This window comes from Pseudomonas sp. W4I3 (genome assembly GCF_030816195.1).
Lineage (GTDB): Bacteria > Pseudomonadota > Gammaproteobacteria > Pseudomonadales > Pseudomonadaceae > Aquipseudomonas.
Window position 1 is genome coordinate 1,267,931 of the sequence record NZ_JAUSXS010000001.1, and the last position, 21,612, is coordinate 1,289,542.

Sequence of the window (21,612 nt, forward strand, 5' to 3'; positions counted from 1 at the left end):
TTGGAATGCATTCAGTGTGGGAGGGGGCTTGCCCCCGATAGCTATCTCAGCGACTCAAATACATCCGCGTCGTAAGCAGATAGACCGGCAACCCCGACACCAGAATCAACAACGCCGCATAGGGCGCCGCCGCCGCAAACTCCACATTCGAGGTATGCGCCCACACGGCGGTGGCCAAAGTGTTGAGCCCAGTCGGGCTGAGCAGCAAGGTTGCCGTCAATTCTTTCATCGCATCCAGGAACACCAGCGCAAACGCCGCGCCCAGTGCGGGGAAGATAATCGGCAGTGTTACCCGGCAAAACGCACTGAAGGACGATGCGCCGAGCGTGCGTGCCGCCTCTTCCAGCTGGGGCGCGGCCTTGTTCAGTGCGGTGCGAATCGGCGCCTGGGCCAGTGGCAGAAACAACAGCGCATAGGCGATCAGCAGCAGTGCCGAGGTCTGATACAGCGCCGGCACGTAATGCAGTGCGAAATACACCAGAGTCAGTGCGATCACCAGGCCGGGCAGGGCGTGCAGCAGGTAGGGCAGGCGTTCGGCCCAGATCGCCAGTTGGCCTTTGTAGCGCACTACCAGCAAGCCGACCGGCACGGCCAGCACCAGGCACAACGCTGCGCCACCCAGAGAAAGCGCCAGGGACGACAACAATGCTTCACTGATCTGGGCGATCGGAAACGCCGCCGACGAACCCACGGCCAGCCAGTAACCCAGCATCCCCAGCGGAATGCCGCTGCCGATGATCGCCAACGCCAGGCAATACAGCTGCCCAAGCGGCGCCCACTTGCCCAGCTTCACCTGTTCGGCATGCCGCGCCGCGCCCTGGCCGATACGTACATGACGGCCCTTGCCGCGCATGCGCAGCTCCAGCCACAACAAGGTCAGGCACATCGCCAGCAGCACCGCCGAGAGCATCGCGGCATTGGCGTTGCTGAATTCCAGTTCAAATTGCTGATAGATCGCAGTGGTAAAGGTTTGCAGGCCGATGATCGACAGAGCGCCGAACTCTACCAGCATATGCAAGGCAATCAGCAGCGCGCCGGCCACCAGCGAGGGCCACAGCAGCGGCAAGGTGACGCGCCAGAACACGCCCCAGCGATTGAGCCCCAGGGTGCGCGCCGATTCTTCCAGAGCGGGATCGAGGTTGCGCAGCGTCGCGGCCACCGGCAGGAATACCAGCGGGTATTTGGACAGCGACATCACCAGGATCGCGCCGCCAAGGCCTTCGAAGTTGGCGCTCAGCGACACCCAGGTGAAGCTGCTGACAAACGCCGGCACCGCAAACGGCAGGCACAGTATCACCCCCCAAAGGCGTCGCCCAGGCAGGTTGCTGCGCTCCAGCAGCCAGGCCAGGGACAGGCCGACCACGCCGCACACCACCGTCACGCCGACCATCAGCGCCAACGTGTTGCGCAGTAGCCCGAAGACATAAGGCCGCCACAGCAGATGCACCGCCTGCGCCCAGCCGGCTTGCCAGGTTTTGAGCCCGACATAGGCCAGCGGCAACAGGCTCAGGCCGACCAGCAACAGCACCGGCAACAGCAGCCAGATGGAAGGGCGTTTGCGCCGGGGACGAAAACCTGCGGCGCTGAGCGATGGGGTCATTAGTTCAGGCCAACGTCACGTTCCAGGTCCAGGGCTTCTTCTGCGTTGCCAAGGTCCGCGGGGGTGACTTTCGGCGGCTGCAGTTCGTTGAAAGGCTTGAGGCCACGATTGGACTGCATGCCTTTGCGCAACGGGTATTCAGCCGAGGTGTTGGTGATCACGCGCTGGCCTTCTTCGCTGGCCATGAACGCCAACAGTTGCTGGGCTTCCTTGGGGTGCTTGCTGGATTTCAGCGCAGCAGCGGAAGACACCGTAATCAGGCCGCCGGCATCGCCGTCAGTGAAATAGTGCAGTTGGGAGTCGAGGTTGGTTTTCTCTTTCTTCAGGGCAAACCAGTAATAGTTGTTCACCAGTACGGTGGCCACTTCGCCATTTTCCACGGCTTTGAGCGCAACCATGTTGTTGCTGTACACCTTGCCGAATGCGCGCAGGCCGGTCAGCCACTCTTCTGCGGCTTCACGTCCGTGCAGCTTGATGATCGCCACCGCTTGTTCCTGGAATGCACCGCTGGTGGGTACGAAGCCTACCTTGCCTTGCCACTCGGGGCCGGCGAAATCCAGCACCGATTTGGGCAGGTCTTTTTCAGCAATCAGTTTGGGGTTGAAGGCGACGACGCGGGTGCGTGCGGTCACGCCCATCCAGTCGCCGTTACTGCCCACGTAATCCTTGGGCAGCACGTCGAGGGTGCTGGCATCGATTTTGGCCAGCAGGCCTTGCTCACCCAGTTTGTTCAGGGGCGGCGACTCTTCGGTGTAGATCACGTCGGCGGGCGAGCGGTCGCCCTCTTCGACGATTTGGCTGGCCAGCTGGTTGCTGCTGCCTTTGCGCACATTGACGTGAATGCCGGTCTTGGCTTCAAAGGCTTTGGCGAGTTCATCGCCGACTTCCTTGTGCTGGCCGTTGTAGAGGGTCAGGGAGACCTTGTCAGCGGAATAGGCAGCGGGCGAGAGCAGGGTCAGGCCGAGCAGAGTGATGGTCAGGCCACGCAGAAGGGATGTCTTGAGACGGGTATCGCGGATCATCATCCGGGGTTTTCCTCACTTGTAAGATACAAATTCTTACAAGGATAAACGATAAAACTTCTCATGTGCGGATGAGCAGGCGTCACCGCCAAGTTTTAAACCCCAGAACGAAAAAACCCGCTTTCGCGGGTTTGATCTGAATTTGGTGCCCAGGAGAAGACTCGAACTTCCACGACCTTGCGATCACCAGCACCTGAAGCTGGCGTGTCTACCAATTTCACCACCTGGGCATTATCAAGCAACGTTGCCGCTGTTGATGGGTCGAACTATACGGTGGGCTTTTTGATCTGTAAACCCCTGATTCAAAAAAATAAATCAAGTTTTACGTTAGAAATCAAAGGCCTGAAACGAAAAAACCCGCTTTCGCGGGTTTGATCTGAATTTGGTGCCCAGGAGAAGACTCGAACTTCCACGACCTTGCGATCACCAGCACCTGAAGCTGGCGTGTCTACCAATTTCACCACCTGGGCAGCATCAACAACGTTGCCGTCGTCGATGGCGCGCACTATACGGAGGCCTTTTTCAGCTGTAAACCCCAGGTATGAAAAAAAACTGGAAAATCTCACCATTGGTCGTGCAATGTGCGCGCAGGGGGCTACAAAAGGCTTTTAAACACTTGTTGATGCCTGAAATTTCCCGTTTCAATACGCGTATGCCAAACTAACCCGCATATAGACAAGGTGAAAACTCTCTAATGGCCGATTGGCAGTCCCTCGATCCCGAGGCCGCTCGTGAAGCGGAAAAATATGAAAACCCTATTCCTAGCCGCGAACTGATCCTGGCGCACCTCGCCGATCGTGGTTCGCCTGCTAGCCGCGAGCAGCTGGTTGAAGAGTTCGGTCTGACCACCGAAGACCAGATCGAAGCCCTGCGCCGCCGTCTGCGTGCGATGGAGCGCGATGCTCAACTGATCTACACCCGCCGTGGCACTTACGCGCCGGTCGACAAGCTCGACCTGATCCTCGGCCGCATTGCCGGCCACCGGGATGGCTTCGGCTTCCTGATCCCGGATGACGGCAGCGACGACTTGTTCATGAGCCCGGCGCAAATGCGCCTGGTGTTCGACGGCGACCGCGCACTGGCGCGTGTTTCCGGCCTGGACCGTCGTGGTCGCCGTGAAGGCGTGATCGTCGAAGTGGTGTCCCGTGCCCACGAGTCCATTGTCGGTCGTTACTTCGAAGAAGGCGGCATTGGCTTCGTTGTGCCGGATAACCCGAAGGTCCAGCAGGAAGTGCTGATCACCCCGGGCCGCAATGGCGCCGCCAAGGTCGGCCAGTTCGTCGAGGTGAAAATCACCCACTGGCCAACGGCGCGGTTCCAGCCTCAGGGCGATATCGTTGAAGTGGTCGGCAACTACATGGCGCCGGGCATGGAAATCGACGTTGCGCTGCGCACCTACGATATTCCTCACGTCTGGCCCGACGCCGTGCTCAAGGAAGCCGCCAAGCTCAAGCCGGAAGTCGAAGAGAAAGACAAAGAGAAGCGCATCGACCTGCGCCATCTGCCGTTCGTCACCATCGACGGCGAAGATGCCCGCGACTTCGACGATGCGGTCTACTGCGAAGCCAAGCCTGGCAAACTGCGCCTGTTCTCCGGCGGCTGGAAATTGTTCGTCGCGATTGCCGACGTGTCCAGCTACGTGAAGATCGGTTCGGCCCTGGATAACGAAGCCCAGGTGCGCGGCAACTCCGTGTACTTCCCTGAGCGCGTGATCCCGATGCTGCCCGAGCAGCTGTCCAACGGCCTGTGCTCCCTGAACCCGAAAGTCGATCGTTTGGCCATGGTGTGCGAGATGACCATCTCGAAAACCGGCGAAATGACCGACTACCAGTTCTACGAAGCGGTGATCCACTCCCAGGCGCGCCTGACCTACAACAAGGTCAGCACCATCCTGGAAACGCCGAAGACCAGCGAAGCCAAGGCCCTGCGTACCGAGTACGCCGGCGTGGTGCCGCACCTCAAGCAGCTGTACTCGCTGTACAAGGTATTGCTGGGCGCCCGTCATACCCGTGGCGCGATCGATTTTGAAACCCAGGAAACCCGGATTGTCTTCGGTTCCGAGCGCAAGATCGCCGCGATCACCCCGACGACGCGTAACGATGCGCACAAGCTGATCGAGGAATGCATGCTGGCGGCCAACGTGGCCACTGCCGAGTTCCTGAAAAAGCACGAAATTCCTGCTCTGTACCGGGTGCACGACGGCCCGCCGCCGGAGCGTCTGGAAAAACTGCGCGCTTTCCTTGGTGAACTCGGCCTGTCCCTGCACAAAGGCAAGGACGGCCCCACGCCGAAGGATTACCAGGCCTTGCTGGCCAGCATCAAAGACCGTCCGGATTACCACGTGATCCAGACCGTCATGCTGCGCTCGCTGAGCCAGGCGGTGTACAGCGCCGATAACCAGGGCCACTTCGGCCTCAATTACGAAGCGTATACCCACTTCACCTCGCCGATCCGTCGTTACCCGGACTTGCTCACGCACCGCGCGATCCGCAGCGTGATCCATTCCAAGCAGAACACCCCGCATGTCAAGCGCGCCGGTGCCATGACCATTCCGAAGGCACGGATCTATCCGTACGACGAAGCGGCCCTGGAGCAGTTGGGCGAACAGTGTTCCATGAGCGAGCGCCGCGCCGATGAGGCCACCCGCGACGTGGTCAATTGGCTCAAGTGCGAGTTCATGAAGGATCGCGTGGGCGAGTCTTTCCCAGGTGTGATCACCGCCGTGACCGGCTTTGGCCTGTTCGTCGAGCTGACCGACATCTACGTCGAGGGCCTGGTGCACGTCACCGCCTTGCCGGGCGACTACTACCACTTCGATCCTGTGCATCACCGCCTGGCGGGCGAGCGCACCGGGCGCAGTTTCCGTCTGGGTGACACCGTGGAAGTGCAGGTCATGCGTGTCGACCTCGACGAACGCAAGATCGACTTCGGCATGCCCGACAAGCCCGCCGAGCCGGTTGGCCGTAAAAAGCGTGGTGCTGAAACGGCAGCTCCAGCCAGCAAAGGCAAAGGGACTGCAGCGAAAGCGGCGGCCGTCGAGGCTGCGCCAGCCAAGGCCGGTCGTCGTTCCTCTGCCAAGGAAAAAGCTCCTGAGGCCTATCGCCCCAGCGATGCCGCGGCGAAGAACGCCGAACTGCGCAAGAGCCGCGAGTTGAAGCAGCAGTTGCTCAATGAAGCCAAAAGCGGCGGTAAAGCGGCGTCTGGGGGAAAGTCCCAAGGGGCGGAAAAACCGTTGAGCAAACCGAGTAAACACCGTAAAGGCCCGCCGAAAGCGGGTTCGGCTCCCGTGAAAAGCGGCGGGTCGCGCAAACCTAAGGCCAAGTCATGAGTCTGGAAAAAATCTACGGCGTGCACGCCGTAGAAGCACTGCTGCGTCACCATCCCAAGCGCGTCAAGCAAGTGTGGCTGGCGGAAGGTCGCAGCGAGCCACGCGTGCAGGCGCTGGTCGAGCTGGCCAATCAGAACAAGGTTGCCATCGGTCAGGCTGAGCGCCGTGAAATGGACGTGTGGGTAGAAGGCGTTCACCAGGGCGTGGTGGCTGACGTCAGTCCGAGCCAGGTGTGGGGCGAAGCGATGCTCGACGAGCTGCTCGACCGTACCGAAGGCGCGCCGTTGCTGCTGGTGCTGGACGGCGTGACCGACCCGCACAACCTGGGCGCCTGCCTGCGTTCGGCGGATGCTGCCGGCGCGCTGGCCGTGATCGTGCCTAAAGACAAGTCGGCGACCCTCACACCCGTAGTGCGTAAAGTCGCCTGCGGCGCGGCGGAAGTGATTCCGCTGGTGGCCGTGACCAACCTGGCGCGCACCCTGGAAAAGCTCCAACAGCGCGGCTTGTGGATTGTCGGCACGGCGGGGGAGGCCGAAGTCAGTATTTATGATCAGGACCTTACCGGCCCGACCATTCTGATCATGGGCGCCGAAGGCAAGGGCATGCGTCGCTTGACCCGTGAGCATTGCGATTACCTGGTGCACCTGCCGATGGCCGGTAGCGTCAGCAGCCTGAACGTTTCGGTGGCGACAGGCGTGTGCCTGTTCGAAGCCCAGCGTCAGCGCGGTGCTAAAGCCAAGGCCAAGCCCAAGAAGTAATCAGGTTGATGCAGGTCAAAATGTGGGAGGGGGCTTGCCCCCGATAGCGGTGTTTCAGTTGCAGATGTTGTGACTGACCCACTGCAATCGGGGGCAAGCCCCCTCCCACATTGTTTATGTGGTGTTTGGGAGATTGTTCAAATAATCACCAATCACCTTGCGCCCGTTCTCCCCCTTCTCTACAATTGCGCCCCTTGCCTTCCTGGCAGGCACTGATGTGCCTCCCTGCGGCAAGGTCCATAAGTGTCATTCACTCCTTGTCTGACCGTTTTTGAGCGGCAGGCTACAACCCGTAAGGAGCATTCATGCGTCATTACGAAATCATCTTTTTGGTCCACCCGGATCAAAGCGAGCAAGTCGGCGGCATGGTTGAGCGTTACACCAAGCTGATCGAAGAAGACGGCGGCAAAATCCACCGTCTGGAAGATTGGGGCCGTCGTCAACTGGCCTACGCAATCAACAATGTTCACAAGGCTCACTACGTGATGCTGAACGTTGAGTGCACTGGCAAGGCCCTGGCCGAGCTGGAAGACAACTTCCGCTACAACGATGCAGTGATCCGTAACCTGGTCATCCGTCGCGAAGAAGCCGTTACCGGCCAATCCGAGATGCTCAAGGCTGAAGAAAACCGCAGTGAGCGCCGTGAGCGTCGCGACCGTCCTGAGCACGAAGGCGCTGATAGCGCTGATAGTGATGACAGCGACAACAGCGATAACGCTGACGAGTAATCCACGGACCTTTTAAGGAGCCTATCAAATGGCACGTTTCTTCCGTCGTCGTAAATTCTGCCGCTTCACCGCTGAAGACGTGAAAGAGATCGATTACAAAGATCTCAACACTCTGAAAGCCTACGTATCCGAGACCGGCAAAATCGTTCCAAGCCGTATCACCGGTACCAAAGCACGTTATCAGCGTCAGCTGGCCACCGCTATCAAGCGCGCCCGCTTCCTGGCCCTGCTGGCCTACACCGACAGCCACGGCCGCTGAGACCGGGCAGTCGACAAGTAGTAAGGGATTGAATGCATGCGCGCCTTAGCTGAGTTCATCATGCGCGGTCGTATGCAGGCCACTCTGGTAGTGGCTGGCTGTGCGGCATTGCCGTTGCTTTATTGGTTGGGTGCCGCCGCCGGTTGCCTTGTGCTCCTGCGGCGCGGTTTGAAGGACGCCCTTGGCGTTCTTGCCCTGGGTTTGTTGCCGGCCTTGATCTGGTGGCTGCAAATGGGTGATCCACGGGTACTTCTGGTACTGCTGGGGTCATCGAGCCTTGCGTTGGTTTTACGCGCAAGCGAGTCCTGGGTCCGTACGCTGCTGGTCAGCGTGGCATTGGGGTTGGTGTACTCAGTGATGCTTGGCGCGGCTTTCCGCCCGCAAATCGAGGCGCTGTCGCAGGAAATCGTCAAGATCCTGCCGCTGGCCCTCGGGGATCTCTACCAGCAATTGTCGGTAGATGAGCGAGCGCGGTTTGCGTCACTGATTGCTCCGGTCCTGACCGGCCTGATTGCGGCTTTGCTGCAGGTCGTCAGCGTGCTGAGCCTGATTCTTGGGCGTTACTGGCAGGCGTTGTTGTACAACCCGGGTGGTTTTGGTCGCGAGTTTCGCAGTATCAGAATCCCAGCGGGGCCGGCGATGTTGCTGCTGGCGTGCATGGTTGTCGGACCGAACTTCGGTCCGCAGATGGCCTTGCTAGCGCCGATTTGCAGCGTACCGCTGGTGTTTGCCGGATTGGCCCTGATTCATGGGCTTGTTGCGCGCAAGCGCCTGGCCAAGTTTTGGCTGGTGGGGTTGTACGTCACGCTGTTGCTGTTCATGCAGCTGATTTATCCGTTACTCGTGGTTTTGGCCATTGTCGACGGCCTGATTGATTTTCGCGGACGTCTGGCGTCGAAAGATGCCGATAGCGCGAACGGTGAAGGTTAAAAGTTAGAGGATTTTCACATGCAACTGATCCTTCTGGAAAAAGTCGCCAACCTGGGCAACCTGGGCGACAAAGTGAACGTTAAGGCCGGCTACGGTCGTAACTACCTGCTGCCATACGGCAAAGCCACCGCTGCAACCGCTGCCAACCTGGCTGCGTTTGAAGAGCGTCGTGCTGAGCTGGAAAAAGCCGCAGCAGACAAAAAAGCTTCGGCCGAAACTCGCGCTGCCCAACTGGCTGAGCTGGAAGTGACTATCACTGCCACCGCCGGTGACGAAGGCAAGCTGTTCGGTTCGATCGGCACCCACGACATCGCTGATGCACTGACCGCCTCCGGCGTTGAAGTGCAGAAGAGCGAAGTTCGTCTGCCGAACGGAACCATCCGCAACGTAGGCGAATTCGACGTAGCCGTGCACCTGCACGCCGAAGTTGAAGCCACCGTACGCGTTGTCGTGGTAGCAGCTTAAGCCGCACCTAACTGACTGGCACCTCGCGTGTCAGCCGGTTAACATCGGGCACGATCCTGTTTACAGGTCGTGCCTTTTGTTTTTTTACACACCCCTAATTTCAAGTGGCCATGAACGAAATCTCCGCTCCTGAGCAATACGATCTGCAAACCGCTGCCCTGAAGGTGCCGCCGCATTCCATCGAGGCCGAACAGGCAGTGCTCGGTGGCTTGATGCTGGACAACAACGCCTGGGAACGCGTGCTGGATCAAGTCTCGGACGGCGACTTCTATCGTCATGACCACCGCCTGATCTTCCGCGCCATCGCCAAGCTGGCCGACCAGAACTCACCGATCGACGTGGTGACCCTGGCCGAGCAACTGGACAAGGAAGGCCAGACCTCCCAAGTAGGCGGTCTGGGTTACCTCGGCGAACTGGCGAAAAACACGCCGTCCGTCGCCAACATCAAGGCCTATGCGCAGATCGTCCGCGAGCGCGCCACCTTGCGCCAGTTGATCGGCATCAGCACCGAAATCGCCGACAGCGCCTTCAACCCCGAAGGCCGGACCGCCGCCGAGATCCTGGACGAGGCCGAGCGCCAGATCTTCCAGATCGCCGAAGCACGGCCCAAAACCGGTGGCCCGGTCAGCGTCAACGACCTGCTGACCAAAGCCATCGACCGCATCGACACCTTGTTCAACACCGATGCCGCGATTACCGGTATTTCCACCGGTTACACCGACCTCGACGAGAAGACCAGCGGCCTGCAGCCGTCCGACTTGATCATCGTCGCCGGCCGTCCGTCGATGGGTAAGACCACCTTCGCGATGAACCTGGTGGAAAACGCCGTACTGCGCAGTGACAAGGCAGTGCTGGTGTACTCCCTCGAGATGCCAGGCGAATCGCTGATCATGCGTATGCTCTCGTCCCTTGGCCGCATCGACCAGACCAAAGTGCGTTCCGGCCAGCTCGAGGACGACGATTGGCCGCGCCTGACCTCGGCGGTCAACCTGCTCAACGACCGCAAGCTGTTCATCGATGACACGGCCGGTATCAGCCCGTCGGAGATGCGCGCACGTACCCGTCGCCTGGTGCGTGAGCACGGCGACATCGCGCTGATCATGATCGACTACCTGCAGTTGATGCAGATCCCGGGTTCCAGCGGCGACAACCGCACCAACGAAATTTCCGAAATCTCCCGGTCCCTCAAGGCCCTGGCCAAGGAATTCAACTGCCCGGTGGTGGCGCTGTCCCAGCTCAACCGTTCCCTGGAACAACGTCCCAACAAACGCCCGGTGAACTCCGACTTGCGTGAATCCGGAGCGATCGAGCAGGACGCCGACGTCATCATGTTCGTGTACCGCGACGAGGTGTATCACCCCGAGACGGAACACAAAGGCATTGCCGAGATCATCATCGGCAAGCAGCGGAACGGGCCGATCGGCTTTATCCGCCTGGCGTTCATCGGCAAATACACCCGTTTCGAAAACCTCGCGCCGGGCAGCTACAACTTCGACGACGACGAATAATGCTTCTGCTCAATTCCGACCATTACCGTCGGAATTGGTCAAAATTTGTGCTATATTCCGCGCCCGCGATTTTTCATCTCAACACCGGTCACCGTCATGCAAACAGCCAAGCCGTTATTTGACTATCCCAAGTACTGGGCCGAATGTTTCGGTCCTGCGCCATTCCTGCCGATGAGCAGGGAGGAGATGGATCAGCTTGGCTGGGATTCATGCGACATCATCATCGTCACCGGTGATGCCTACGTTGACCATCCGTCGTTCGGCATGGCGATCATCGGCCGGCTGCTGGAGTCCCAGGGCTTCCGCGTCGGGATCATCGCCCAACCGAACTGGCAGTCCAAAGACGACTTCATGAAGCTCGGCGAGCCGAATCTGTTCTTCGGCGTCGCGGCCGGCAACATGGACTCGATGATCAACCGCTACACCGCCGACAAGAAAATCCGTTCCGACGACGCCTACACCCCCGGCGGCATGGCCGGCAAACGCCCGGACCGTGCGAGCCTGGTGTACAGCCAGCGTTGCAAGGAAGCCTACAAGAACGTGCCGATCGTGCTCGGTGGCATCGAAGCCTCCCTGCGCCGCATCGCCCACTATGACTACTGGCAGGACCGCGTGCGCAACTCGATCCTGATCGATGCCACCGCCGATATCCTGCTGTACGGCAACGCCGAGCGGGCCATCGTCGAAGTCGCCCAGCGCCTGTCGTGGGGCCACAAGATCGAAGACATCACCGACGTGCGCGGCACCGCCTTCATTCGCCGTGACACGCCGGCCGGCTGGTACGAAGTGGACTCCACGCGCATCGACCGTCCGGGCAAGATCGACAAGATCATCAACCCGTACGTGAACACCCAGGACACCCAGGCCTGCGCCATCGAGCAGGAAAAGGGGCCGGTGGATGATCCGGAAGAAGCCAAGGTCGTACAGATTCTGGCCAGCCCGCGCATGACCCGCGACAAGACCGTGATCCGCCTGCCTTCGGTGGAAAAAGTCCGGGGCGATGCGGTGCTCTACGCCCACGCCAACCGCGTGTTGCACCTGGAAACCAACCCCGGCAACGCCCGCGCCCTGGTGCAGAAGCACGGTGAAGTCGACGTGTGGTTCAACCCGCCGCCGATTCCGATGACCACCGAAGAAATGGACTACGTGTTCGGCATGCCGTACGCCCGCGTACCGCACCCGGCGTATGGCAAAGAGAAAATTCCAGCCTACGACATGATCCGTTTCTCGGTGAACATCATGCGTGGCTGCTTCGGCGGCTGCACCTTCTGCTCGATCACCGAGCACGAGGGCCGCATCATCCAGAACCGTTCCGAAGAATCGATCATTCGCGAAATCGAAGAGATCCGCGACAAGGTGCCTGGCTTTACCGGGGTGATTTCCGACCTTGGCGGCCCGACCGCGAACATGTACCGCATCGCCTGCAAGAGCCCGGAAATCGAATCCGCGTGCCGCAAGCCGTCGTGCGTGTTCCCCGGCATCTGCCCGAACCTGAACACCGATCACTCCTCGTTGATCCAGCTGTACCGCAGCGCCCGTGCCTTGCCAGGTGTGAAGAAGATCCTGATTGCCTCCGGCCTGCGTTACGACCTCGCCGTCGAGTCGCCGGAATACGTCAAAGAGCTGGTCACCCACCACGTGGGTGGCTACCTCAAGATCGCCCCGGAACACACCGAGGAAGGTCCGCTCAACCAGATGATGAAACCGGGCATCGGCAGCTATGACAAGTTCAAGCGCATGTTCGAGAAGTACACCAAGGAAGCGGGCAAGGAGCAGTACCTGATCCCGTACTTCATCGCCGCCCACCCCGGCACCACCGATGAAGACATGATGAACCTGGCCCTGTGGCTCAAGGGCAACGGCTTCCGTGCCGACCAGGTGCAGGCGTTCTACCCGTCGCCGATGGCCACCGCCACCGCGATGTACCACTCGGGCAAGAACCCGCTGCGCAAGGTCACCTACAAGAGCGACGCGGTGACCATCGTCAAAAGCGAAGAGCAGCGTCGTCTGCACAAGGCGTTCCTGCGCTACCACGACCCCAAGGGCTGGCCGATGCTGCGTGAAGCGCTGACCCGCATGGGCCGTGCCGACCTGATCGGGCCGGGCAAGGACCAACTGATCCCGCTGCACCAGCCGTCTACCGACAGCTACCAGAGCGCGCGTCGCAAAAACTCGACGCCGGCCGGCAGCCACAAGGTCGCCAAGGAAACCACCACCAAGATCCTCACCCAGCACACCGGCCTGCCACCTCGCGGCAGCGACGGCAGCAACCCGTGGGACAAGCGCGAACAAGCCAAGGCTGCGGCCCAGGCGCGCAACAAGCAGGCAGCCAAAGAGCGCACCGACGCGGCCAAGGGCAAAGGCGGCAAGCCTGCGCGCAAACCGGTCGTGCCGCGTTGATCGCAGCCTGAACATGCCAAACGCCAGCCTCGTGCTGGCGTTTTGCTTTCTGGCCGGTGGTGAGCCTGTTTGGTAAGGTGGCGGCCATTGAAGCGCTATCGGGGGCAAGCCCCCTCCCACATTTAAACGGTGTCTACATTTCAAAGTGTGGGAGGGGGCTTGCCCCCGATGGCGTCAGTCCAGTTTCCACCCCTTCAAGGAAGAACTCCCATGGGCAACCCCCTGGCCGGTATCGGCATGGACTCCAACCGCTCCCAATTCATGGCGCGCCAGCGTATTGAAAGCCAGATCAACCTGCCGCGCCTGTTTGCCGCCATCGACGCCGATCCAGGTATCGTTGGCGCAGGCGTTGTATACATCGACGCCGACTTCAACGTCATTACCCTGCGCGAATTCAAGCCCATTTGCAGCATCCAGCCCAAGCGCATCATCCTGCGGGAGGCGCAGAAATACGTTGCACCGACACAATTCGCTCAACATGTGACGAGCAACCCCAGAGAGTCCAGGCTGATCGGCGAGGCCGTGAACACTGGGATCTCTTGTCTGGGCGCTGTCATCAGTTGGGCTGCGATTGCCAGCGGCACCCTCCTGGTGCCGTTCAGTGCGGGCGCCAGTTCCGTCGTTGTGGTGATAGGGTACGCGGCGGCGGGCGCGAGTTCGCTGCAATGCATCAATGGCCTTGCCCGCACGACGCTTGAGGTGGCCAAGCCCGAGGTCAACGATTGGCTCGACAGTGAAGGCTGGTACCAGAATGCTTCCATTGTGCTCGACGCAGCGTCGCTGGTCGGCGTGGGCGCTTCGACCCTGACGACGATCAAGCTGGTCAGGGCAGCCAAAGCCTCGACGGGCAAGAGCCTGCGGGATGTGCTTCGCGGTTTGAATCGGCAGGAAAGAGCCAGGCTGACGAAAGAGCTGATGAGCATCAACCATCCCAGCTTGACTGCGAAGATGCTCAAGTTGCGGCAGGCGTCGGGTGAACTCACCAAGCGTTTCACCCCTACGCAGCTCAAGCACGGCACAACGACCCAGATCAAGGACGCCCTGAGCGCAGTCTTAGGGTTCGGCGGGAGTGCCTACTCCGGAAACGTCAATACCATCGCGATCGGGCTGTACGAGGAAGTAAAAGAATGGGCGAATTGATGACGCTCCGGGACTTTTTCAGGCATTACTTTCTGACATTTCTGGGCGGCGTATTTGCGGCGTATTTTTCAGTGGCGTTGGCCATGGCGCTGGCGTTCGTCACCTATTTTGATGATGCGCCCCTTGCTCAAGTCGGGCTCAAGATCATGCTGGCCGGGGCAGTGTTCACGCTGCTGACGGTGCATAGCAACTTTATGATCTTGCGCGGCAAACCCTCTTGGACATGGTTGATGGTCGGTATCTACGTCGCTTGCCTGCTGTTTGTGTTGCCGATGATCCAATACGACCCTCATCGTGTTCTTTATGGGTTGGCGCTGGTTTTTCCACTGTTCGGGCTGCTGATACTCAACAGCAAGGGGCAGCGCGAGATGCGGGCCAAACTCGTTGAAATCCGCCACCTGCGCCAAGCCCTCGGCGCCAGGCACAAGGCCCCATGACTGGGTAGATTCACCACCTCCCTCCAGGCGTTCGCCACAAATATGTGCAGCCCTCGCACCATGACGCCACCATTGGCGTCGTTTTGGTGCTGTACTGCACCGGGCTCGACGATAAAGCGCAATGACTGCCGCTCTGGCATAAGTCTTGCGCGCGTTGTGCCCATGCCCTGGCTCGCAGGAGGCCGCCGTGTCGATTCATGTCGCGTTGCACCACGTTACGCATTACCGCTACGACCGGGCTGTCGAACTCGGCCCGCAGATCGTGCGTTTGCGCCCGGCGGCCCACAGCCGTACGCGGATATTGTCCTACGCGCTGAAAGTGTTGCCCGAGCAGCATTTCATCAACTGGCAGCAGGACCCCCAGGGTAATTACCTGGCGCGTCTGGTGTTCCCGGAAAAAACCGGCGAGCTGCGCATCGAAGTCGACCTGGTCGCCGAGATGGCGGTATTCAACCCCTTCGACTTTTTCCTCGAGCCCTACGCCGAAAACATCCCTTTCAGCTACGCCGCCGATGAGCAGCGCGAGCTGGCGCCGTACCTGGAAACCTTGCCACTGACGCCGAAGTTTGCCGCCTACCTGGCCGGTATCGACCGCACGCCGTTGCCGGCGGTGGATTTTCTGGTCGGCCTGAACCAGCGCCTGGCTGCCGATATCGGCTACCTGATCCGCATGGAACCGGGCGTGCAAACCCCGGAATTCACCCTGGAAAACGCCTGCGGCTCGTGCCGCGATTCGGCCTGGCTGTTGGTGCAGCTGCTGCGCAACCTGGGACTGGCGGCGCGGTTTGTGTCCGGCTACCTGATCCAGCTCACCGCCGACGTCAAAGCCCTCGACGGCCCCTCCGGCACCGAAGTGGACTTCACCGACCTGCACGCCTGGTGCGAAGTGTATTTGCCCGGCGCCGGCTGGATCGGCCTGGATGCCACCTCCGGGCTGTTCGCCGGTGAAGGGCATATCCCGTTGGCCTGCAGTCCCGATCCGTCCTCCGCCGCACCGATCAGTGGGCTGGTGGAGCCCTGCGAGTGCGAATTCACCCACGAAATGTCGGTAGAGCGCATTTGGGAAGCCCCACGGGTAACCAAACCCTACAGCGAGGAGCAATGGCAGGCGATCCAGACCTTGGGCCGGCAGATCGATGGTGACTTGCTCAGGGACGATGTGCGCCTGACCATGGGCGGCGAGCCGACCTTTGTCTCCATCGACGACCCCGACGGCGCCGAATGGAACACCGCCGCCCTTGGCCCGGACAAGCGGCGCCTGTCCGCCGAGCTGTTCCAGCGTATGCGCAGCCACTACGCGCCCAAGGGCCTGGTGCACTTTGGTCAGGGCAAGTGGTACCCCGGCGAGCAACTGCCGCGCTGGTCGCTCAACTGCTACTGGCGCCGCGACGGCGTGCCGATCTGGCACAACAGCGCGCTGATCGCCGATGAGCAAGAGGACTATGGCGCTGACGGCGCGACGGCCGGGCGCTTCCTGGCCAGCGTCGCCGAACGCCTCAAGTTGCCGGCACGTTTTGTGTTCCCGGCCTACGAAGACAATTTCTACTACCTGTGGCGCGAAGGTGCGCTGCCGCAAAACGTCACCGCCCAGGATCCGCGCCTGAGTGACGATCTTGAGCGCGAACGCCTGCGTAAGGTCTTCAGCCAAGGCCTGGATAAAGTCATCGGCCAGGTTCTGCCGCTGGCGCGCACGGCCGCCAATGACCGCTGGCAGAGTGGTCGCTGGTACCTGCGCGACAATCACTGCCGCCTGGTGCCGGGCGATTCGCCGTTGGGTTATCGGCTGCCGCTGGCCTCGCAGCCATGGGTGACGGCGGCGGAATATCCGTTTGTGCACCCCACCGACCCGAACCAGGATCAACCGCAACTGCCGAGCACCGATCAACTGCAAAGCCATGGCGAGCCTGCGGCGAGCGAAGAGCGTGCGCCGAAGCTGGATGAATCCGCCGACTGGCTGACCCGCACCGCGCTGTGTGCCGAAGCGCGGGAAGGGCGCCTCTATCTGTTCATGCCACCGCTGGAACGCGTCGAGGACTATCTGGAGCTGGTGACGGCCATTGAGGCGACCGCTGAAGAACTGCACTGCCCGGTATTGCTGGAGGGCTATGAGCCGCCGGCCGATACGCGGCTGAGCAACTTTCGCATCACGCCTGACCCTGGCGTGATCGAGGTCAACGTGCAGCCATCCGCCACCTGGGACGAGTTGGTGGAGCGCACCGAGTTTCTCTACGAAGAGGCGCGGCAAACCCGCCTGACCACGGAAAAATTCATGATCGACGGTCGCCACACCGGCACCGGCGGCGGTAACCACTTCGTGCTCGGCGGCGCCACACCCAAGGACTCGCCGTTCCTGCGCCGGCCCGATCTGCTGCGCAGCTTGATCAGCTACTGGCACAATCATCCATCGCTGTCCTACCTGTTTTCCGGGCTGTTTATCGGCCCGACGTCCCAGGCGCCTCGGGTGGATGAAGCGCGCAACGATGCGCTGTACGAGCTGGAAATCGCCTTCGCGCAAATGCCCGCGCCCGGCGAAGAATGCCCGCCCTGGCTGGTCGATCGCTTGCTGCGCAACCTGCTGATCGACGTGACCGGCAACACCCACCGCGCCGAATTCTGCATCGACAAACTCTACTCGCCCGACGGCGCCACCGGCCGCCTGGGCCTGCTGGAGCTGCGCGCGTTTGAAATGCCGCCCCATGCGCGCATGAGCCTCACCCAGCAGTTGCTGTTGCGGGCGCTGGTTGCGCGTTTCTGGCGTGAACCCTACGCGCCACCGAAGCTTGCGCGCTGGGGCACTGAACTGCATGACCGTTTCCTGCTGCCGCACTTCATCCAGCAGGATTTCGCTGATGTGATCGTCGAACTCAACGCCGCCGGTTATCCGCTGCGCGCCGAGTGGTTTGCCGCGCACCTGGAGTTCCGTTTCCCCAAGGTCGGTGACTACGCCGTCAGCGGTATCGAACTGGAACTGCGCCAGGCCCTGGAGCCCTGGCATGTACTGGGCGAAGAGGGCACGGCGGGCGGCACGGTGCGCTATGTGGATTCATCCCTGGAGCGTCTGCAAGTGAAGGTGAGCGGCTTGCCACCGCAGCGCTATCTGCTGACCTGCAACGGCATCCCGGTGCCGCTGCAGCCGACTGGCCGGGTCGGCGAGTTCGTCGCCGGCGTGCGTTACCGTGCCTGGCAACCGTCCAACTGCCTGCAACCGACCATCGGCGTGCATGCCCCGCTGGTGTTCGACCTGCTGGATACCTGGATGCAACGCTCGCTGGGCGGCTGCCACTACCACGTGGCCCATCCGGGCGGGCGCAATTACGACAGCTTGCCGGTGAATGCCAATGAAGCCGAAAGCCGGCGGATGGCACGGTTTTTCCGCTTGGGGCATAGTCCAGGCAAGCTCGACGTGCCATCTGTCGTTATCAACGATGAGTTACCGATGACCCTCGACCTGCGGCGTTTCCCCAATAAAAATGACTGAATGCGATCAAATGTGGGAGGGGCTTGCTCCCGATGACGGAGTATCAGCCGATACATAAGTTAACTGATCCACCGCCATCGGGAGCAAGCCCCCTCCCACAGGGGATTTGCAGTGTTTGTTGAGTTAACCTGACTTCCCTTGCCTCTGCCGAGCGTTCCATGTCCGATTTGCTCGACCGCTATCCGCTGACCGCGGGCACCTATCACGAACTGCTGGATGACAGCGGCGCGGTACGGGCCCATTGGCAGCGCTTGCTCGACCACCTGCAGCGCAGCACGCCGGCGCAATTGGCGCAGCGTCAGGCATTGTTGACGCGACAGATCCAGGAAAACGGCGTGACGTATAACGTCTACGCCGACCCCAAGGGCGCCGATCGTCCGTGGGAACTGGACCTGTTGCCCCACGTGCTGGCGGCCGATGAGTGGCAGCACCTGGCTGCCGGCATTGCCCAGCGTGCGCGTCTGCTCAATGCAGTCCTGGCCGACCTCTATGGCCCGCAGCGCCTGATCAAGGAAGGCCTGCTGCCGGCCGAGCTGGTATTCGGGCATAACAATTTTCTGTGGCCGTGCCAGGGTATCCAGCCGCCGGACGGTGCCTTTCTGCACCTGTACGCCGTGGACCTGGCGCGCACGCCGGATGGTCGCTGGTGGGTGACGGCCGACCGCACCCAGGCACCATCGGGCGCAGGCTACGCCCTGGAAAACCGTACCATCGTGTCCCGCGCCTTCCCGGATCTGTACCGCGACCTGCAGGTGCAGCACCTCACCGGTTTCTTCCGCACCCTCCAGGAAACCTTGGCCCGCCAAGCGCCTGGCGATGACCAGCCACCGCTGATCGTGCTGCTCACGCCGGGGCGCTTCAACGAAAGCTATTTCGAACATCTTTACCTCGCTCGCCAGCTCGGCTACCCCCTGGTGGAAGGCGGCGACCTCACCGTGCGCGACAGCACGGTGTTCCTGAAAACCCTCAGTGGCCTGCGCCGCGTGCACGCGATCATGCGTCGCCTGGACGACGACTTCTGCGACCCTCTGGAGCTGCGCACCGACTCAGCCCTCGGCGTGCCCGGCCTGCTCGATGCCGTGCGCCAGGGCAATGTCCTGGTGGCCAATGCCCTGGGCAGCGGTGTGCTGGAATCGCCGGGGCTGCTGGGTTTCCTGCCGAAGATCAACGAGTTCTTGTTTGGTGAAGCACTGATCCTGCCGTCCATCGCCACGTGGTGGTGCGGTGAGGCCCCGGTGCTGGCCGAGGCGCTGGAGAAGCTGCCGGAGCTGCTGATCAAACCGGCGTTCCCCTCGCAAAGTTTCGCCCCGGTGTTCGGTCGCGACTTGAACGCCGAACAACGCCAGGCCCTGGCCGAACGCATGCGCGCGCGGCCCTATGCCTACGTCGCCCAGGAACTGGCGCAACTGTCCCAGGCGCCGGTGTGGCACACCGTGGATGACCATCTGCAACACCGCGCCATCGGCATGCGCGTGTACGCCGTGGCCAGTGACGACGGCTACCGGGTACTGCCCGGCGGCCTGACCCGCGTGGCCGCCGAAGCCGATGCCGAAGTGGTGTCGATGCAGCGGGGTGGCGCGAGCAAGGACACTTGGGTACTCGGCGAAGGTGCGCCCGGTAGCGAGCAGTGGCGGGCCCAGCGCACGATTGGGGCGCACGACCTGGTGCGCCGCGATCCGTATCTGCCGTCACGCGTGGTGGAAAACCTGTTCTGGTTTGGCCGTTATTGCGAGCGCTGCGATGACAGCGCGCGCTGGCTGCGCATCGTGCTGGCGCGCTATGTCGACGGCGACGATCCGCTGGCCTTGCAGGCGGCCGTGGAACTGGGTGAGAGCCTGCGGCTGTTGCCGGATGAAGGGCCACTCCCCGAGCGCTTGCTCGCCGCGTTGCTCGGCGATGACTGGCCCTCGAGCCTGCGCGCCAATCTGCAGCGCTTGCAGTGGGCGGCGTCCCAGGTGCGCGGCAAGTTGTCCCGGGAAAACTGGCAGGCCCTGGTGGAATTGCAGCGCGAAGCCATGGAGCTGGAGCGCGACACCCCGGACTTCGGCGAGCTGCTGGATTTCCTCAACCGCCTGGTGATGTCCCTCGCGGCGCTGTCGGGGTTTGCCCTGGACGACATGACCCGCGATGAAGGCTGGCGCTTCTTGATGATGGGCCGGCGCATCGAGCGCCTGCAGTTTCTCAGCAGCAGCCTTGCCGCGTTCCTGCGCGGTGTGGCGGTGTTCGATCAGGCCGGGCTGGAATGGCTGCTGGAACTGGGCAACAGCAGCATCACCTACCGCTCGCGTTACCTGGCGGTGCCGCAACTGATTCCGGTGCTCGATCTGCTATTGCTCGACGAGCAGAACCCCCATGCAGTGTTGTTCCAGCTCAAACTGGTGAGTCGCACCCTGCGGCGCTTGAACGATGATTTCGGCGTGCCGCGAGAAACCGGCCTGGGGCCGTTGGTGGTGCGGTTGGCGCGCTTCGACCTGGGTTGCCTGGAGAACCCGCTGTTCGGCGAATCCAGCGTGCGTGCCGCACTGGACGGCCTGGCTGACCTGCTGCAGGCGGTCGCCGACGAGAGCGGACAAGTGTCGGATCGCCTGGCCTTGCGTCACTTTGCCCATGTGGATGATGTCAGCCAGCAAACGGTGTCGCTGTGATGAGTGCGCGCTATCAGGTTTTCCATGACACCCATTATCACTATGACAGCCCGGTGTCCCTGGCCCAGCAGCTGGCGCATCTATGGCCACGGCCCTGTGCGTGGCAACGCTGCACCTGGCAAACCCTGGACATCAGCCCGCAGCCTTCTTCACGCCGCGATGAGCTGGACGTATTCGGCAACCCGATCACGCGCCTGGCGTTCGAGCGGCCCCATGATGAACTGCTGGTCAATGCCGGGCTGACCGTGGAAGTGCTGGCGCGACCCGTGTTGGACTTGCACCAGTCACCGCCCTGGGACCGCACCCGTGACAGCTTCACCTACAGCAGCCAGCCGCTGTCGCTTGAAGTGATCGAAGCCTGCCGCTATCGCTTCGAATCGCCTTACGTGCATTTGAAAAAAATCTTCGTCGAATTCTCCGAAAGCTGCTTCCCGCCTGGCGAGCCCTTATTGCTGGGCGTGCAGGCGCTGATGCAAAGGATCTTCAGCGAGTTCACCTTCGATGGCGAAGCCACGCAGGTCGCCACGCCGCTGGTGGAAGTGCTGGAGCGCCGTCGCGGCGTGTGCCAGGACTTCGCCCACCTGATGCTCGCCTGCCTGCGCTCGCGGGGGCTGGCGGCACGCTATATCAGCGGCTACCTGTTGACCCAGCCACCGCCCGGCCAGCCACGGTTGATCGGCGCCGATGCGTCGCATGCGTGGGTTTCGGTGTTTTGCCCGGTGGCGGGCTGGGTGGATTTCGATCCGACGAATAACGTGCAGCCGGCGCTGGAGCACATCACCCTGGCCTGGGGCCGGGATTTTTCCGATGTGTCGCCGTTGCGAGGGGTGATTCTGGGAGGGGGGAACCATGACCCGGAAGTGCGGGTGACGGTGATGCCGCTGATGTAGGAGCGAGCTTGCTCGCGAAGAACC

Annotated in this window: 15 protein-coding genes and 2 tRNA genes; 13 read left to right on the forward strand and 4 right to left on the reverse strand. The window is 61.5% G+C overall.

Translation table 11 applies throughout. The features are described 5' to 3' along the window. Positions 1-46: 46 nt before the first annotated feature. From QF045_RS05585 to QF045_RS05600, 4 genes are all read right to left on the reverse strand, one after another. Complete coding sequence (locus QF045_RS05585; RefSeq protein WP_306491380.1) at positions 47-1,600, reverse strand: iron ABC transporter permease; 1,554 nt, start codon at positions 1,598-1,600, stop codon at positions 47-49. Then, on the reverse strand, positions 1,600-2,625 hold the full coding sequence (locus QF045_RS05590; RefSeq protein WP_306491381.1) for an iron ABC transporter substrate-binding protein: 1,026 nt from the start codon (positions 2,623-2,625) through the stop codon (positions 1,600-1,602). Before QF045_RS05590 ends, QF045_RS05585 begins: the two co-directional genes overlap by 1 nt. A gap of 140 nt (positions 2,626-2,765) precedes the next feature. Next, positions 2,766-2,852, reverse strand: a tRNA-Leu gene (locus QF045_RS05595). 153 nt (positions 2,853-3,005) lie between these two features. Further along, positions 3,006-3,092, reverse strand: a tRNA-Leu gene (locus QF045_RS05600). Positions 3,093-3,316: 224 nt separating this feature from the next. On the opposite strand from QF045_RS05600, the gene rnr reads away from it, so the two are divergent. The 13 genes from rnr (at position 3,317) to QF045_RS05665 (ending at position 21,588) form a co-directional block, all read left to right on the forward strand. After that, complete coding sequence (rnr, locus tag QF045_RS05605; protein WP_306491382.1) at positions 3,317-5,950, forward strand: ribonuclease R; 2,634 nt, start codon at positions 3,317-3,319, stop codon at positions 5,948-5,950. Further along, the gene (gene rlmB / locus QF045_RS05610; protein ID WP_124365632.1) at positions 5,947-6,708 is read left to right on the forward strand and encodes a 23S rRNA (guanosine(2251)-2'-O)-methyltransferase RlmB; all 762 of its coding nucleotides are present in this window, start codon (positions 5,947-5,949) and stop codon (positions 6,706-6,708) included. Before rnr ends, rlmB begins: the two co-directional genes overlap by 4 nt. 305 nt (positions 6,709-7,013) lie before the next feature. Next, positions 7,014-7,436, forward strand: a complete 423-nt coding sequence (rpsF, locus tag QF045_RS05615; protein ID WP_003236224.1) for a 30S ribosomal protein S6 — start codon at positions 7,014-7,016, stop codon at positions 7,434-7,436. A gap of 28 nt (positions 7,437-7,464) precedes the next feature. After that, a complete protein-coding gene (gene rpsR, locus QF045_RS05620) occupies positions 7,465-7,695 on the forward strand; it encodes a 30S ribosomal protein S18 (protein WP_002551829.1) in 231 nt (76 codons plus the stop codon). A gap of 36 nt (positions 7,696-7,731) precedes the next feature. Continuing rightward, positions 7,732-8,625: a hypothetical protein gene (locus QF045_RS05625; RefSeq protein ID WP_124384868.1), complete on the forward strand. Its 894-nt coding sequence runs from the start codon at positions 7,732-7,734 to the stop codon at positions 8,623-8,625. 18 nt (positions 8,626-8,643) lie between these two features. After that, a complete protein-coding gene (gene rplI, locus QF045_RS05630) occupies positions 8,644-9,090 on the forward strand; it encodes a 50S ribosomal protein L9 (protein WP_003171376.1) in 447 nt (148 codons plus the stop codon). A 110-nt stretch (positions 9,091-9,200) separates the two neighbouring features. Then, positions 9,201-10,598 carry a replicative DNA helicase gene (dnaB, locus tag QF045_RS05635; protein ID WP_003188079.1) on the forward strand — a complete coding sequence of 466 codons (1,398 nt, stop codon included), beginning with the start codon at positions 9,201-9,203 and terminating at the stop codon, positions 10,596-10,598. A gap of 96 nt (positions 10,599-10,694) precedes the next feature. Then, complete coding sequence (locus QF045_RS05640; protein WP_306491383.1) at positions 10,695-12,998, forward strand: YgiQ family radical SAM protein; 2,304 nt, start codon at positions 10,695-10,697, stop codon at positions 12,996-12,998. A gap of 210 nt (positions 12,999-13,208) precedes the next feature. Continuing rightward, complete coding sequence (locus QF045_RS05645) at positions 13,209-14,138, forward strand: NAD synthetase (RefSeq protein ID WP_306491384.1); 930 nt, start codon at positions 13,209-13,211, stop codon at positions 14,136-14,138. Further along, positions 14,126-14,575 (forward strand): hypothetical protein, encoded by a 450-nt coding sequence (locus QF045_RS05650; protein WP_306491385.1) that lies wholly within the window; start codon positions 14,126-14,128, stop codon positions 14,573-14,575. The genes QF045_RS05645 and QF045_RS05650 overlap by 13 nt, the downstream gene beginning before the upstream one ends. Before the next feature lie 187 nt (positions 14,576-14,762). Then, on the forward strand, positions 14,763-18,053 hold the full coding sequence (locus QF045_RS05655) for a DUF2126 domain-containing protein (RefSeq protein ID WP_306491386.1): 3,291 nt from the start codon (positions 14,763-14,765) through the stop codon (positions 18,051-18,053). A 158-nt stretch (positions 18,054-18,211) separates the two neighbouring features. Next, on the forward strand, positions 18,212-20,698 hold the full coding sequence (locus tag QF045_RS05660; RefSeq protein WP_306491387.1) for a circularly permuted type 2 ATP-grasp protein: 2,487 nt from the start codon (positions 18,212-18,214) through the stop codon (positions 20,696-20,698). Then, positions 20,698-21,588 carry a transglutaminase family protein gene (locus QF045_RS05665; RefSeq protein WP_306491388.1) on the forward strand — a complete coding sequence of 297 codons (891 nt, stop codon included), beginning with the start codon at positions 20,698-20,700 and terminating at the stop codon, positions 21,586-21,588. Before QF045_RS05660 ends, QF045_RS05665 begins: the two co-directional genes overlap by 1 nt. Positions 21,589-21,612 lie beyond the last annotated feature (24 nt).

Bases quoted from the DNA above. Each gene is read 5' to 3' on its own strand.
- QF045_RS05585 (WP_306491380.1), bottom strand. From the start codon at position 1,600: ATGACCCCATCGCTCAGCGCCGCAGGTTTTCGTCCCCGGCGCAAACGC.
- QF045_RS05590 (WP_306491381.1), bottom strand. From the start codon at position 2,625: ATGATGATCCGCGATACCCGTCTCAAGACATCCCTTCTGCGTGGCCTG.
- rnr (WP_306491382.1), top strand. From the start codon at position 3,317: ATGGCCGATTGGCAGTCCCTCGATCCCGAGGCCGCTCGTGAAGCGGAA.
- rlmB (WP_124365632.1), top strand. From the start codon at position 5,947: ATGAGTCTGGAAAAAATCTACGGCGTGCACGCCGTAGAAGCACTGCTG.
- rpsF (WP_003236224.1), top strand. From the start codon at position 7,014: ATGCGTCATTACGAAATCATCTTTTTGGTCCACCCGGATCAAAGCGAG.
- rpsR (WP_002551829.1), top strand. From the start codon at position 7,465: ATGGCACGTTTCTTCCGTCGTCGTAAATTCTGCCGCTTCACCGCTGAA.
- QF045_RS05625 (WP_124384868.1), top strand. From the start codon at position 7,732: ATGCGCGCCTTAGCTGAGTTCATCATGCGCGGTCGTATGCAGGCCACT.
- rplI (WP_003171376.1), top strand. From the start codon at position 8,644: ATGCAACTGATCCTTCTGGAAAAAGTCGCCAACCTGGGCAACCTGGGC.
- dnaB (WP_003188079.1), top strand. From the start codon at position 9,201: ATGAACGAAATCTCCGCTCCTGAGCAATACGATCTGCAAACCGCTGCC.
- QF045_RS05640 (WP_306491383.1), top strand. From the start codon at position 10,695: ATGCAAACAGCCAAGCCGTTATTTGACTATCCCAAGTACTGGGCCGAA.
- QF045_RS05645 (WP_306491384.1), top strand. From the start codon at position 13,209: ATGGGCAACCCCCTGGCCGGTATCGGCATGGACTCCAACCGCTCCCAA.
- QF045_RS05650 (WP_306491385.1), top strand. From the start codon at position 14,126: ATGGGCGAATTGATGACGCTCCGGGACTTTTTCAGGCATTACTTTCTG.
- QF045_RS05660 (WP_306491387.1), top strand. From the start codon at position 18,212: ATGTCCGATTTGCTCGACCGCTATCCGCTGACCGCGGGCACCTATCAC.
- QF045_RS05665 (WP_306491388.1), top strand. From the start codon at position 20,698: ATGAGTGCGCGCTATCAGGTTTTCCATGACACCCATTATCACTATGAC.